Below are 15,605 nucleotides of genomic sequence, written 5' to 3' on the forward strand. Positions count from 1 at the left end.
CGGTTTATTTTCTGTCAGGATAACTTAAATATCGGTTTGTGGTTGTAAATTTTAGTTAATTAAAAGTTGGATTATTTTTTTCAAATATACTTTTGAAAAAGCTTAATCCAACAATAATTGTACAAAATGCAATATGGTGGTACAAAATGTAAAAAATAGTTTGTTTTCTGTAGTTACTTCAAAATAAAAAGGAGGCAAAACGCCTCCTTTAGAAATCAATAATTACAAAAAACACTTATCTTTTTTTGAACCTTGCCTGAAAGAAACGCAGATAAGTAGGTTCATAAATCATTTCTAATCCTTTTATTTTTTCACGATTTTTATAGACACGTTCAATTGATTCTGAAATCACATCCATGTGTGCCTGTGTATAAACCCTTCTCGGAATGGTTAGCCGCACCAATTCCAATTCAGGGAAGTAGTGGTCGCCTGTTTTTTTATTTCTACCAGCAGAAACAATACCTCTTTCCATTGTTCGCACACCGCTGTCTTCATAAATTTCAGCAGCTAATGCCTGAGCAGGAAACTGTGTTTGTTTAAGGTGTGGTAAAAACTTTTTAGCGTCAATAAAAATTCCATGCCCTCCCACAGGATTTACAATTGGAATATTCATTTCATTGAGTTTATCTCCCAGATACAGTACCTGTCCGATTCGTGCCCTGATATGATCATCACTAACAGATTCAATAATTCCTGTTGCCATTGCTTCCATATCACGTCCGGCTAATCCGCCATAGGTATGCAGGCCTTCATATACAACAACAAGATTACTTGCTTCTTCAAACTTTTTATCATCGTTTAAAGCCAGAAATCCTCCGATGTTAACCAATGCATCTTTCTTTCCACTGAAGGTTGCTCCATCGGTCAGGCTGCAGATTTCTTTTACAATGGTTGCAATGCTTTTTCTTTTATAACCGTCTTCACGTTGTTGTATAAAATAAGCATTCTCTGCAATGCGTGTCATATCTAGCATAACCTTAATGCCTAGCTTTGATGTATATTTTCTAAGCTCTTTAATATTAGCCATAGAAATTGGCTGACCACCTGCCATGTTAACTGTAGTTGCTACACAGACATAAGGAATTTTGTTCGCACCAAATTTTTTAACTAGTTTATCTAGTTTGTTTATATCAATATTTCCTTTAAAAGGATGTAGGTTGGAGCTGTCATGTGCTTCATCAATAATGACATCATAAAATGTTGCACCTGCAAGTTCCTGGTGAAGACGAGTTGTAGTAAAATACATGTTACCGGGAACTATATCGCCTTTTTTAATCATTATCTGCGACAGAATATTTTCTGCACCGCGACCCTGATGCGTAGGGATAAGATGTTTAAATCCATAATATTTTTTTACTACTTCTTCTAAACGGTAAAAGTTTTTACTGCCGGCATAAGCTTCGTCACCGAGCATCATTCCTGCCCATTGCTGATCGCTCATGGCAGAAGTTCCGCTGTCTGTCAACAAATCAATATATACATCTTCAGATTTAAGAAGAAACGTGTTATAACCGGCCTGCTGTAATGCTTTTTTACGCTGTTGTGGTGTTGTCATTTTCAACAGCTCAACCATTTTTATTTTAAAGGGTTCTGCCCATGAATGTTTTGGCATAATAAATTATTTTTTGTAAGTTGTGTTTTTAAATAACTTTTGAATTTATTTAAACAATAAAAAATTCGCTTGCAATAGTAAAATAAAGCTAAAAACTAAAAATTGACTTTCATTGGTAAAATCCAATAAAAACTTCATTTTAAGCTGTTAAGAATATGATTAAAATCAGTTTAATGAAAAATGCAGCTTAAATACTTTGTTCTAAAATGAAAATCAGAAGAATTACAGAAATAAAAATAACAATTAAACCTTCTGTGTTTTTTTTGTCTGACTACTCCATTTCGGACAATCACATTTTTTTTTAAAAATACGACAAGAAGATTGAAACAAAATTAGCGTTGCTGTCAATAAAAGAAGTGTGTAACGATATTTTTTTAATTGTTCCATTGTAAAGTATTTATCAGTTGCAAAACATCTTTGCGTATAAACTCCAATGATGGCTGCAACGAATCTGCATTTGGAATAGTATTAAAATACAACGACCCTCTTAAAAAATGCTGAAAGCTGTCGGTAACATAAAATTGCAAGTTGCTAGCTGCATTTCCACCGATATCATAAACTACTCCATAAACTTTATTTTTTGTATTGATAAAGGTTTCGTCAATGCCATTTGCTTTTATGGTATGCTTGTAGGCAAAGCCTCTGGAGTCTTCAGACATTTGGGTAAGGTTTTTTTTTAAAGGCTTATAGGTAAGATAAAGCTGCGCACCAAATTTTGGATAGAGAATATATTTCCAACAAGGCTCAGCAAATCGGTTTGTATCAGGCAAAACATAACTGTAGTCGGGTGTTTCAAAACGATAAGGACAAGAGTTGTCTGTAAACAAAGCGTATTTTTTTTCAGGCATATCTATACGAAAAAAACCGCGCGGCTTTGGTGCAGGTGTTTTGCTGCAAGATGTTAGTATGCCCAAAAGTAAGAAACACATTAACTTTTTCATTCCTGTTCTTGTATAATCTGCAATTTAACACGTTTTATTTTCCGCCTGTCAGCGGATTCAATAGTAAAACGCAGGTTTTTGAATGATATTACTTCGCCAATACGTGGTATGGTGTGATTGATTTCCAACAACAATCCGGCAAGAGTGTCTTTTTCACCTTCTATTTCATCAAACATTGTCATATCTATTTCAAGAATACGACATACCTCATTCAGTGAAGTTTTTGCCTCGAATACGTAGGTTTGTTCATCAATTTTGGTGTAAACAGGTTCTTCATCATCAAACTCATCTTTTATCTCTCCAACTATTTCTTCAAGTACATCTTCTAGTGTAATAAGCCCTTGTGTTGCACCAAACTCATCAACAATAATGGCCATGTGTATTTTGCGTTGTTGAAATTCTTGCAATAAGTCATTTATCTTTTTGTTTTCAGGAACAAAGTATGTTTTACGGATAAGAAGTGGCCAGTCGAAGTTTTCTTTTTTAATGTGTGCCAATAAATCTTTTATATGCAACACCCCTTTGATATTGTCAATAGACGATTCATAAACAGGTACTCTTGAATATCCTGCATCAATAACACGTTGCAATAACTCTTTAAATGGTGTTTGTAAGCCGAAAGCAATCATATCGGGAAGCGGACGCATTATTTGTTTAACATCAATATTTCCGAAGTTAACAATACCTTTGAGAATACGTTTTTCTTCCGGTGGAGATTCAATATCACTGGTAATTTCAATGGCATGTGTTAATTCATCCAAACTTACGTTAGTACGTTTGCGTTTAAGATGTTTATCAAAAAGTGATGTTGATTTTACTAATGGAACACTAAATGGTGTCAGTATTTTTCCAATTATATAAACAGGGTAAGCCATAAAGGAAAGAATACGCAGGTTGTTATGTGCAGCATAAACCTTTGGTAACACTTCGCTAAACATGGTGATGAGAAAAGTTACACTGAAAACTTGTACAAAAAAGATGAGAATGGGATTTTCACCCAGCAACTGTGTGTTTGAAAAAATGAGAGAAGAAAAAATGATTAATGAAATGTTTACACAGGTATTGGAAATTAAAATTGTAGCAAGCAGTTTTTTAGGCTGATCGAGTAATTGTAGAATTATTTTATTGATGTATGTTGGTTTTTCATCTCTCAGGTACTGAAGTTGTGCAGGACGCAGCGAGAAAAATGCGACTTCGCTTCCTGAAAAAAGAGCAGAAAGCAAAAGCATTATAAGAATAACAATCAGATCACCGGTAAATGAATAGGATGAAAAATTGGTAAGTAACAAGCTACTGACGACAGGCATGTTGAGGGGTTGAATACAATGTAATTTCCTGCAAATATAGGATGAAGTGGCTTAGTTGGGTATTAAAAGCCATGCAATGCAGTTAAAATGGCAAATCATCATTTAATTCAGAATGACTTGCATCAGATGCAGGATGTTCAGTTGTTGATGTTTTGTCAGTAGTGCCTGTTGAGGGATTTCCGTTTTCATCAGTTTTGCGACCTAGTAATGTCATGCTGTCGCCAATGACTTCAGTAATGTATTTTTTATTGCCGTCTTTGTCATCCCAGTTGCGTGTGCGTAGTTTTCCTTCAATATAGACTAAGCTGCCTTTTTTCAAAAACTTTTCTGCAGTCTCTGCAAGCTGTCGCCACAACACCACATTATGCCATTCTGTTTGTGTAACTCTCTGCCCGTCCTTGTTCTTATAAACTTCAGATGTTGCCAATGGAAACTTTGCTACACTTATGTTGCCATCTATATGACGCATTTCCGGGTCTTTTCCTAAGTTGCCTACTAAAATTACTTTATTAACTCCTGACATGATTGCTTTTATTTAACTGCGTAACGAATGTGTATTTGTTTATGCTTACAAATATAGCAATTTGGACATAAAAAAACCCCGCTTATGCAGGGTCTTTTTTTAGGATTGTATTTCTTATCTTGATTTCACAATTTTCTGCACCTGATACTTTCCATCAGTATGAATAGCCAACATGTAAATTCCTGCAGGAACATCCATGTTGATTTCTGACGTCTGATTTAAGGTGATTACAGAACGATAAACAATCTTGCCTAGCATATCCAAAACCTGAATTTCTGCATTACCTTCTTTTTCTGATAGAACAAAGATATTTAACTGATCAGTAAATGGATTTGGTGATATACTGATGTTGTTTAACACTTCAGAAATAGCGCCCTCGCCCTGCTCACGACAAGATGTTACTGTGAGTTGGGCTGATTTTGTTTTGTCGCAACCAAAGGCTGTTTCTGTAACCTTGTATTGTCCTGCTAATGTTGCAGTATAGGTTTGTGCTGTAGCTCCCGGAATTAATACACTGTTTCTGTACCATTGGTAGGTTACTCCTGTAAAATTATTTGCAGTAAAAACTTGTGCTGCTCCATTACAGATAGTTGCACTTGTAGGTGTAATTACGGGTGCAGGATTGTTGATGACGTCTAAAACAGCAATGTTACTTGTCACCGCACAGGAGCCATTTATAGAAACTTCAACTTTATACTGACCTTCAGAAGTAACATTGATGATCTGACTGTTTCCTGGACGTAGTACATTGTTTCTAAACCAGCGATATGTGTAACCTGCTCCGCTATTAGCAGTAAAGGTCATTGGTGTTCCGCTGCAAACTGTAGAAGTTCCTGCAGGGCTAACAGAAGCAGAAACACTATTTTCAGTTAACACTGCAGCAGGTGATGTTCCACTGCCACAGGGTGAATTAATAAATACCGTATAACTACCGCCTGATGTTGCAGAATATGTTGAACTTGTTGCACCGGAAATGATGTTGCCGTTTTTATACCACTGATGTGTAAAACCTATTCCTGATGATGCACTCAATAACATTGAACCTCCAGTACAAATTATCTGATTGCCCGATGGATTTATCTGTGCATTAAAACTTCCTATACTTACAATGATAGCATTGCTGTTTGTGTTGCCGCAACTTGCACTAACATTACAAGAATAGTTTCCTGAAACATTGGCAGTAAAACTTGTTGATGTGGCACCAGATATGTTATTGCCATTATTTTTCCACTGATAGTTATATCCGGGAATAGGATTGTTTACATACATTGTTACGGTTCCCTGATTACAGAGCGTTGTTGGGTCGTTGGTAGAGATAGAAGCTGAAACAGAAGAAGCAGTATTTACAGCAATAGTTTTTGATTTAGAGCAACCATTGGCAGTTTCAACAACTCTGTACGAGCCATTAGATGTTGCTGTATAATTCTGTGATGTTGCACCATTTATGTCCACACTGTTTTTCTGCCATTGATACTGTACACCGGTAAAGGTATTTGCTGTGAGCACTACTGAACCGGGGCTACAGAAAGAAGTAGGTGTAGTATGAGAAATTGAAGGTGTAGGGTTATTTATTTGATTTCCTACAACAGTGTTTGTTGTTACAGTACATGACCCTGATGTGATGACACAATAATAAGTTCCGGATGAACCAATGTTAATAGAAGAAGCTGTGCTTGAAAGCAGTACATTGTTTCTATACCATTTGTAAGTAAATCCGGGACCGGAAGTAGCATTTAAAGTTGCATTAGAGCCTGCACAAAAGCTTACCGTTCCTGATGGAGCAATTTGTCCTGTCATTGCACCTATGCTTACACTAACTATTGCAGATGTGCTGCTGCAGAGGTTTGAATTTGTAACCACTACTGCGTAGTTGCCAGTTACGGTGGCATTGTATGTGGAGTTGTTGGCACCTGAAATCACATTACCATTATTGAGCCATTGATATGTTAGTCCTGTTCCTGAATTTGCAGAAAGAACAACAGGTCCTGCACAAACATTAATGGTGCCGGTAGGGGTAGTTACTGCTGTTGGTGTATCACATAATGTGGTAAATGGAACAGTGCTACTCCAAGGAGAAACGGTTAACCCGCATACCAGTTGTACCTGCCATTGATAATTAGTGTTGGGCTGTAAACCTGTTAACGTATATGGAGTAGATACATTAGTTAAAATTGTCCATGTTGAATTGCTTGCTTTTTTATACTGAAGGTTATAAGAACCGCCACCACTACCGGGAGAGCTGTTTAGCACAGCTGAGGTTGACGAGATGGATGTTGTATAGTTATTTTGTGGCGTGTTGCATGGTTGTGCTGTTGTAGAGAAAGGTATTGATGCAGAAAAACCTGAAGTTGTTCCACCTGCACAAACAGTTTCTACCTGCCATTCATAGTTACTACTTGCTGTCAAAGAATAAGCGGTGTAGCTTGTTGATGTTGTATTTGCTGTAGTCCATGTTGCATTACCAACTAAACGATGGCGAACATTGTAGCTTAATGCGCCACCAACTGCTGTCCAGCTAAATGTTGCAAAAGTTGAATTTATATTTGTTGTTGAAGTGCCTGTAGGAATACTGCAGGTAAACGGAAGTGTGGTAAATGTTGTTGAAATCGTAAATATAGAAGAACCCCCTGTACAAACGGTCTGCACCTGCCACTCATAGTTGCTTCCCGCTGTCAGACCTGTAGCTGTATAAGGTGAAGCAGTTGCAGTAGCTGTAGTCCATGTTGAAGTACCAACAACACGATAGCGCAACACATAACTTGATGCACTTACTGCTGCTGTCCAGTTAAAAACAGCAGAGGTGTTCGTTACAGTAGTGGTGTTCATTCCCGGAGGAGGCATACATGCCATACCAATACATGCAGTCAAACATGCGCCACTGTTATATTTATTAATGATTACAGCTTGTGGCTGTGAACCAAATCCTAAAGAAAGATTGATACCTACGGAATTCAAATGACAATAACTCATTATAGTTCCACCTCCCGAAGGAATTGGTGCGCCACTACAGCTTCCTTCATAACCATAACCTGCTGCGGGACCACAACCATCAATGGCAGTGTTGTTTCCATTCCACACACAAGCATGTGTATGTCGCGAACCCATTAAATGACCTTGTTCGTGAGTAACAACCATTACGCTCCATGAGTAAGTAGGGAAATTGCTATAAGATGAGTTGATACCGCTATAACATTTACTTGAGTTGATGTTTGATGCACAAATGCCACTGAAACCTGCAGCTATACCACCACCACCACCATAGCCAAGCAGGTGACCCAGGTCGCCATTGAAACTTGTACGGTATGTCTGGAATTGACTCAGGTAATTTGAAGATGTTGTTCCTGTATAAGGACTAACCACATCCCAAACATATACCTCACTCAACTCTACAGGAATGTTATCGTTGGTATAGATGATGGCACTTTGATTGAAAATTCCAGTAACATAATTTGCAGCATCTGTAATACTTCCTTTTCCCTGAAAAATATTGTAATTTACTTCCCAATACAACCTGATACAGTTTACCATCATACCTCTGTTGGCAGGCAACTGCAATTCTTGAGGTGTATAAGTTCCGTTGTCGGCAAGTGTTGCACATTCCATTGCAGGTCTGGAAGTCAGGTCTGCATCGTTATAAATTACATGTAGGTTAGAACGATTGTTTTCCAAACGGCCAATAACGAAATTTCCTGCCGATGGAGTAGAAATCAATGCCATCACTTCATTATCAAAAATGCTGATGGCTGCTATGGAATTGTTATCACCATTAATAATTCCCTGATAATGTAAACCGGGAGTATAGTTCACAGCCCCGCCATTACTGCCTGCTGATGTAACACTAAAATCAGGAGTAAAAATGTTTGCTTTATACAAATCAACCTGAATAGTATTATTGTTGATAGGAATTCGCAATGATAAATAGTCAGGCTGCTGACTCATTAAAGAAGCAATAGCAGACTTGTTCAACTCAACAAAAGTTGCTTTGGTTGCAGTAGCTGCATGTTGTCTTTTCAGTTGTTCATTGTCCGGACTAACAGTAAATAGGTTCTCCGTTGCAAACACAGCCTGCTGTTGCTTGGCAGAAAATATTTTTTGTGCTACAGGTTTAAGATTCTGTGCCCACAACATCATGGGCAGACAAATTAATAGTAATAAGTAAAATCGTTTGTTCATAAATTTGAGGATTATAAGGTTTCAAATATATTATATTTTACTTATTTTCAAAATATCTTTGTAATAAATGTTGCTTTCAGATGAATAATTTAATAAAAAGAGGCATACTGATAATTTGGCTGCTGTTTTCAAAATCACTTTTTGCACAGAATCTATATTTTCCACCATTAACCGGAAACAATTGGGACACACTATCACCTTCGGCTTTAAACTGGTGTCAACCACGTATTGACTCATTATACCAGTTTCTACAAGACAGACATACAAAAGGATTTATCATTCTTAAAGATGGAAAGATTGTTCTTGAAAAATATTTCGGCAGCTATACTGTTGACTCTATTCATTACTGGGCATCGGCAGGAAAAAGCCTCACTGCTTTTCTCACAGGAGTAGCTCAGGAAAAAGGTTTCGTAAATATTCAATCATCTGTATCGCAATATCTCGGCACCGGATGGACAAGTGCACCAGCTGCCAAAGAAAGCCTCATCACATTACGACATTTACTTACTATGACAAGTGGATTGGATGATTCGCCACCACCACCATGCGATGTAAACGATTCATCAAAAGCATGTCTTAACTACCTTGCTGATGCGGGAACACGATGGGCATATCATTCCGGTGCATATAAACATCTTCAAGATGTAATCAGCGTAACAAGTGGCGTGTCTTACAATGCTTTTACCACAAATTTTTTGAGTTCTAAAATTGGCATGGGTGGACTATGGTATGATGCAGTGTTTTACAGTAAGACAAGAGGCATGGCTCGTTTTGGTTTGCTAACATTAAGTAAAGGAATCTGGAATAATGATACCATAATGAAAGACACAGCATATATTTCTGCTATGAGTAATACTTCACAAAATTTAAATAACTCTTATGGTTATCTGTGGTGGCTTAACGGCAAATCTTCGTTTATGATACCCCAGGTGCAAATAGTTTTTCCGGGAATGTTGTTACCCTCTGCTCCTCCGGACTTGTTTGCTGCATTGGGAAAAAACGATCAAAAAATTTATGTTGTGCCATCAGAAAACCTGGTGGTTGTACGCATGGGAGACTCGGCTTATAGCAGTCAGTCTGCTGTTACCGTTTTTGATAATGAACTATGGACTTATATTGACAGTTTATCATTTTGTCCGACTTCGGTCAACGAAATAAATACAAACAGCCTGGCGTGGTTTTATCCCAACCCTGCAAACAATTTTTTACAGCTTGATGCAGAAACATCAACATATTTTATTTACAACATACATGGTCAATGTTGTTTGCAAGGCAAAATTAGTTCAAATAGAAAAGTTGATATTTCAATGTTAAATGAAGGACTTTATTTTTTAGAAATACAGACTAGGAATAACCGTCTGCAGCAGTTTAAATTTATTAGAAAAAAATAGCTGCTATAACTGCCACAGACCTGTTTTGCGAAGATGATTTTCCAAAACATCCAATCGTGCACTCCCTGTAACACCCATCAGGTCTTTTAGTTGAGAAAGTTTTAGCTTCCATGTTTTTGATAAAGCTATCAGCTCTTTTTTATTGAAGGGATTGATGGTTTTCTTTTTAACAGATTGTTTCATATTAAACCTTTAGATGCAGGTTGTACTGTAAAAATTATGCCAAGGTTACAGCAGCATTGTATTTGCCCGGGGCTATTCATTGCTGTTTCACGAAAGAAAAAACTCAATATGTTGATTTAGCTGCCACAAAAAGTAACAAGGTTAGTTTTAAAATAATATTGCATAAAAATTTAAATACCTTTTGGGTAAAATATATCTGTAATTAAAAATTCAGCAACTTTGATATTAGCTGGAAAGTAAAATTAAAGGAGAGTCGCTACTCCTGCCGCAAATAAAGAGGACACAGAAAAAAAAGTTTACAAAGTGAAGCTAAGAAAAATAGCAAATAAAAATTCATTGTTCTTATGATAGAAGGATGCTTCATAACCTGTCAACAACGATTTTTTATAATATGGACAATTTATTTCACCATCCGGATAACTTCATTTAAAAAGATTAAATATTTTGTTTGATAAAATCTCACAAAGGAGATTTTTTAAATACCAGCATCACTATATTCCCCTACTTACCATTAGCAACATCTTCTTTTCCGGCCTTAACTATTTCGCCATATTGAATTTCGTCACCGCTAAAAGATTTTAGTTTTATTCGGTAGTAGTTTGTTGTGGCTGCATCGGTCCTGTCAACAAAAGAATAGTAGTTTATCTGATTGTTACGGTTGGCTTTTACCAATCCGGCTTCGCTGAAATCGGTACCATTGGCAGAGCGTTCTACAATAAAGTAGTTATGGTTTTCTGTAGTCTTGCACTTCCACACAATGCTGGATGTGTTTGCATGTTGAATAACTTTCAATTCAGGGTCGTCATCTTTGGATATTGCAATGATTTTGACAGCATCATCCGTCAGCCTCCAGGCACGGTCAACACCTAAAGATTTTAGTACAATGTTTACTTTCAGAACAGGCGATTTCTCACCTTCAACCTCGTATTTAAAAATTTTACTTTCTGCCATATCAGTTCCTTTAACAACGAACGATTTTGCAATGGCTTCGTTTTGCATAATGTAGATAATACACTGGTCACCGGCATTGAGCTTACCATCTGCCATTAAAGTTACTTCTACCTGATAGCGATAGTTTCCTTTTTCATTACACAATCTGTTGTTTGAAGTAAATATAGCAGAGTCGTTACGCACTTCCCAATATTCTGCATTAATAACACCACCTGAAACTTTAAAAGTCTCATTTTTTTTAAAGTTTACAGTATAAATTACCTTATCACCTGCCAGAAGACATGTAGTTATCATCATTAACAGCAGTGTTCCAATAGACTTTTTCAATTTCATGAGTCCGATTTTTTCTTTATACAAATATTGAGGAATAGGGCTGTATGTTTATGCTACTTTTGTCATACTTTTCAAATGGCAGGTGTTTATATCCATATTCCGTTTTGCAGAAAGGCTTGTACCTACTGCGACTTTCATTTTTCGACTCAGATAAAGAACAAAAGTGCTTTTGTAGAAGCCTTGTTACGTGAGATAGTGCTGCAAGCAGGTTATATTGATGAACCTGTTACTACAATATATTTCGGTGGAGGAACACCCTCATTACTCACAGGAGTGGAGATTGACTGCATCATTGAAAAGTTGAACAGTGTATTTAAACTTGATGTTAAAGAAATTACTTTAGAGGCTAACCCCGATAATCTGACAACAGCCTATTTAAAAGAGTTGCAGAAAACAGCTGTTAACAGACTGAGTGTTGGTGTGCAGTCGTTTGAAGAGCATCGTCTGCAATGGATGAACAGAAGTCATAATGCACAACAGGCAGTTACAGCTATTGAAAATGCAATGCAAATGGGATTTAACGTAAGTGCCGATTTGATTTTTGCATTACCTGAAATGTCAACAGATGAATGGCAAAAGCAGTTACAGAAGATGATTGGTTTAAGACCACAACATATTTCTGCATATAGTTTAACACTTGAGGAAAGAACGGTTTATCATCATCAGGTTGCGAAGAAAAAAATCAGAGAGTTAGATGATGTTATATCAGAAGAGCAGTTTTTATTGGCGCATCAGCAGTTAAGTAATGCGGGATATCATCACTATGAAATATCGAACTACGCAAGTACCGGACACGTTGCAATTCACAACAGCAGTTATTGGAAAAGTGAGGTATATTTAGGTCTTGGTCCATCAGCACATAGTTTTAATGGAAAAACACGTAAATGGAATATCAGCAACAACACAGCTTATATAAAATCAGTGAATAAAGGAGTCATTCCTTTTGAAAGTGAGATGCTGACAGAAGCCGACAGATACAATGAATTTGTGATGACAGGCCTGAGAACTGCCATAGGTATTAATAGAAAGCTATGGGACGAATTGGTGCCTGTAATGTACAAAGCGGATTTACTGACGGAAATGAATGAGCTGATTAGTCAGAAATTTTTAGTTCATGACGGTTCTCGTATATTTATACCCTTTCAGCATTGGTACAAAGCCGATCAGTTAATCAGCAAATTGTTTGCAATGGAAAATAGATAAGAGAAATGATTACGCATTTAAAAATCGGTGACGAAGAATATACTGCAAAGCTAAATGAGCCCATAGATATTTCTATTTCATTGCACCCGGGCAATGATAATGTTAATGCATGGTATGCTCCTCCACCGGAAATTGTTCCTGTTCGCATGGATAGTTGGGTAGGCGAAGTTGCACAGGGCGCGGCAGTAAATTTCAGAAATGTGTTTTTTAATCCACATGCACATGGCACACATACAGAGTGTGTAGGTCACATCACTAAGGAATGGGTTTCGTTAAATAGCGTTTTAAAACAATTTTTCTTTCCTGCAAAGCTGGTTACTGTGCTTCCGATAATTTCTGATGGTGATATGATTATCACTAAGGAAGATATAGTACAGGCTTGGAACAACTGTGGTGCCGAGGCATTAGTCATTCGTACATTGCCTAATGACAACAGTAAGCAAAGCAGACAATATTCAAATACCAATCCGCCTTACCTGCATCATGAGGCAGCAGCGTGGATGGCAGAACAAAACATCAAGCACCTGCTACTTGACCTGCCCTCTGTTGACCGCGAGCAGGACGGAGGAAAACTACTTGCCCACAATGCATTTTGGAATACGGCAAAAGAGATTCGTTATGATTGTACTATTTCGGAAATGATTTTTGTGCCCGACCATATTGCTGATGGACTATATTTGCTCAATATTCAGATTACTGCATTGGAGAATGATGCAAGCCCTTCCAAACCACTATTGTTTCAATTGACTAAAAAATAAAATGTGTTGAAATGAAAAAACTACTTAATTATTTCTTTCAGGGATTGTTGGTTGTTATACCTATTGCTGTTACCATTTTTGTAATTTATAAAATCATTACCTGGATTGACAACCTGCTGCCGTTTCAGATTCCGGTCAAGTTGCCCGGCATTGGCGAAGTGAGTATTCCCGGTCTGGGAATTCTTACTATTGTTATTGCGGTTACTGCCTTTGGCTATCTGGCAAAATTTTTTGTTGCCAATCCGTTCTTTGTTTTGCTTGAACGTATCCTTGAGCGTACTCCGTTGTTAAAAATTATTTACACTTCAGTAAAAGATCTGATTGAAGCGTTTGTGGGAGAGAAAAAGCGGTTTAACCAGCCTGTGTTGGTAACGGTAAATAAAGAGTCGGGTGTACAGCGCATTGGATTCATCACACAAAAAGATTTATCGGTGCTTGGCATAAGCAGTCATAAAATGGCTGTTTATCTTCCTTTCTCTTATGGTTTTAACGGACAGTTGTTGATAGTGCCTGCAGAGAATGTAGAGAAGATTGATGCATCAGGCACAGAGATGATGAAGTTTGTAATTTCAGGAGGTGTAACAGAAGTAGATTAAACAAAGAGCTATGAATATTTTTCGGTTTGCATTATTTACCATAATGTTAGTTGTAATGTGGGCAGGTGTTTGTGCTCAGGATTATTTTATTCCGATAAACAGAGAATGGAACCTACGATATGAACCATTTCTTCAAACAACAAAGAGTAATAAAGTACATACATCAATTAAGCCTTATCGCCATGATGAAATTATTGCGGTTGCAAACATTGATTCTATTGATACCGCTAACTTCCCGATTAATCGTTTTTCAAAAACCCTGGTCGGGCGAAAAATTTTTAAAGAACATTTAGTACAAATCAAGGATGATGATTTTCTGATTCATGCCGATTTTATTTTTGAAGGTCGTCTGGGAAAAGACCTGCCAGAAGCAGAAACATTGTTTACCAATTCAAGAGGATTCTGGCTTGGCGGAACTGCAGGAAAGAGGTTTTCTTTCTCCACCACATTTTTCGAAAATCAGGCAAGGTTTCCTGCTTACATTGATACTTTTGTTACACGATTCAACATTATTCCCGGTGAGGGGCGTATAAAAAAACAGTATGGCAGCTATGATTATTCCAACGTTACAGGAACTATTTCATATACTATTAACAGACATTTTAATGTGCAGTTTGGTCACGATAAAAATTTTATTGGTGATGGTTATCGCTCACTGCTTTTATCTGATAATGCCAACAGCTATCCGTTTCTGAAAATATCCACTACGGCATGGAAGGTTAAGTATGTAAATCTGTTTACCGTACTCACAGACCTTCAGTTTCCAGCACCTAATGATATTGCTTTCAAAAAAAAATATGCATCATTTCATTATCTCGATCTTAACATTGGTAAACATGCCTCAATCGGAATTTTAGAAAGTGTTGTTTGGTCGGGCGACTCGGCACGTGGGCAAGGTTTTGATATTAACTACATGAATCCTTTTGTATTTATCCGTCCTGTGGAGTTTTCAATAGGCTCTCCCGATAATATGATGCTGGGTTTTAATTTGAAAGTAAAGCTATTTTCCAAACTGGTGTTTTATGGTCAGTTGATGTTGGATGAGTTTAAACTATCGGAAATAAGAGATGGCAATGGATGGTTTGCTAATAAACAAGCTTTTCAGCTGGGATTAAAGAGTTACGATTTACCAATTAAAAATCTTGATGTGCTAACGGAGTTTAACTACGTAAGGCCGTTTACTTATTCGCACCGGACAACGTTTACAAACTATGCGCATTTCAATCAGTCGCTGGCACATCCTTTAGGATCAAACTTCATTGAGTCGGTATCTTTGATTAACTACAGGTATAAAAATTATATTTTCCGTTTTCAGTTTAACTATGCTGAAACTGCAAGCGATACAGGAAATTCAAATCTGGGGAATGACATTTTTAAGAATTATGAGACCTACACTTTTGCTTACGGCAACAGAATGCTTCAGGGGCAACGTCATAGCCTGATTTATAGCGACATCAGAGCAGGATATGTAATTAACCCACGTACCAATTTGTGCTTCGAATTGGGTTATACCTATCGGAGAATGACAACGTCCGGAGAAGTAGCTACCACAAACTGGGTTTATGCAAGTATCAGGACAGCACTTTTTAACCGCTATCATGATTTTTAATTACACCAATAATTAAGAGGGTTTT

General features: G+C 37.2%; 12 protein-coding genes. 5 read left to right on the plus strand and 7 right to left on the minus strand.

Annotated features, from left to right (window positions below; genetic code table 11):
* Positions 1–235 precede the first annotated feature (235 nt).
* The 5 genes from V9G42_03055 to V9G42_03075 all read right to left on the minus strand — a co-directional run bounded on the left by V9G42_03055 (position 236) and on the right by V9G42_03075 (position 8,556).
* Positions 236–1,612 carry a tyrosine phenol-lyase gene (locus V9G42_03055; protein MEI2758396.1) on the minus strand — a complete coding sequence of 459 codons (1,377 nt, stop codon included), beginning with the start codon at positions 1,610–1,612 and terminating at the stop codon, positions 236–238.
* Positions 1,613–1,986: 374 nt separating this feature from the next.
* The gene (gene gldD, locus V9G42_03060) at positions 1,987–2,553 is read right to left on the minus strand and encodes a gliding motility lipoprotein GldD (GenBank protein ID MEI2758397.1); all 567 of its coding nucleotides are present in this window, start codon (positions 2,551–2,553) and stop codon (positions 1,987–1,989) included.
* The gene (gene gldE, locus V9G42_03065; protein ID MEI2758398.1) at positions 2,550–3,860 is read right to left on the minus strand and encodes a gliding motility-associated protein GldE; all 1,311 of its coding nucleotides are present in this window, start codon (positions 3,858–3,860) and stop codon (positions 2,550–2,552) included. The genes gldD and gldE overlap by 4 nt, the downstream gene beginning before the upstream one ends.
* An 82-nt stretch (positions 3,861–3,942) precedes the next feature.
* The gene (gene ssb, locus V9G42_03070; protein ID MEI2758399.1) at positions 3,943–4,383 is read right to left on the minus strand and encodes a single-stranded DNA-binding protein; all 441 of its coding nucleotides are present in this window, start codon (positions 4,381–4,383) and stop codon (positions 3,943–3,945) included.
* A 114-nt stretch (positions 4,384–4,497) separates the two neighbouring features.
* Positions 4,498–8,556 carry a fibronectin type III domain-containing protein gene (locus tag V9G42_03075; protein ID MEI2758400.1) on the minus strand — a complete coding sequence of 1,353 codons (4,059 nt, stop codon included), beginning with the start codon at positions 8,554–8,556 and terminating at the stop codon, positions 4,498–4,500.
* Positions 8,557–8,636: 80 nt separating this feature from the next.
* Here V9G42_03075 and V9G42_03080 point away from each other — a divergent pair, with 80 nt between their 5' ends.
* Positions 8,637–9,947 carry a serine hydrolase gene (locus tag V9G42_03080; GenBank protein MEI2758401.1) on the plus strand — a complete coding sequence of 437 codons (1,311 nt, stop codon included), beginning with the start codon at positions 8,637–8,639 and terminating at the stop codon, positions 9,945–9,947.
* Between the two features lie 3 nt (positions 9,948–9,950).
* Here the strand turns inward: V9G42_03080 and V9G42_03085 are convergent, their stop codons facing one another.
* Entirely contained in the window at positions 9,951–10,130 is a 180-nt protein-coding gene (locus V9G42_03085) for a hypothetical protein (GenBank protein ID MEI2758402.1), read from the minus strand.
* A 501-nt stretch (positions 10,131–10,631) separates the two neighbouring features.
* Positions 10,632–11,414, minus strand: a complete 783-nt coding sequence (locus tag V9G42_03090) for a hypothetical protein (GenBank protein MEI2758403.1) — start codon at positions 11,412–11,414, stop codon at positions 10,632–10,634.
* 75 nt (positions 11,415–11,489) lie between these two features.
* Between V9G42_03090 and hemW the strand changes: the two genes are divergently transcribed.
* From hemW to V9G42_03110, 4 genes are read left to right on the plus strand one after another with little or no spacing between them, the layout of a single operon-like run.
* Positions 11,490–12,617 carry a radical SAM family heme chaperone HemW gene (gene hemW, locus V9G42_03095; protein MEI2758404.1) on the plus strand — a complete coding sequence of 376 codons (1,128 nt, stop codon included), beginning with the start codon at positions 11,490–11,492 and terminating at the stop codon, positions 12,615–12,617.
* A gap of 5 nt (positions 12,618–12,622) precedes the next feature.
* Positions 12,623–13,375 carry a cyclase family protein gene (locus tag V9G42_03100; GenBank protein MEI2758405.1) on the plus strand — a complete coding sequence of 251 codons (753 nt, stop codon included), beginning with the start codon at positions 12,623–12,625 and terminating at the stop codon, positions 13,373–13,375.
* 11 nt (positions 13,376–13,386) lie between these two features.
* On the plus strand, positions 13,387–13,971 hold the full coding sequence (locus V9G42_03105) for a DUF502 domain-containing protein (GenBank protein MEI2758406.1): 585 nt from the start codon (positions 13,387–13,389) through the stop codon (positions 13,969–13,971).
* 10 nt (positions 13,972–13,981) lie between these two features.
* Positions 13,982–15,580 carry a hypothetical protein gene (locus V9G42_03110; GenBank protein MEI2758407.1) on the plus strand — a complete coding sequence of 533 codons (1,599 nt, stop codon included), beginning with the start codon at positions 13,982–13,984 and terminating at the stop codon, positions 15,578–15,580.
* The last annotated feature ends 25 nt before the right edge of the window (positions 15,581–15,605 follow it).

This window comes from Bacteroidia bacterium (genome assembly GCA_037045145.1).
In the GTDB taxonomy this organism is placed as follows: domain Bacteria; phylum Bacteroidota; class Bacteroidia; order AKYH767-A; family OLB10; genus OLB10.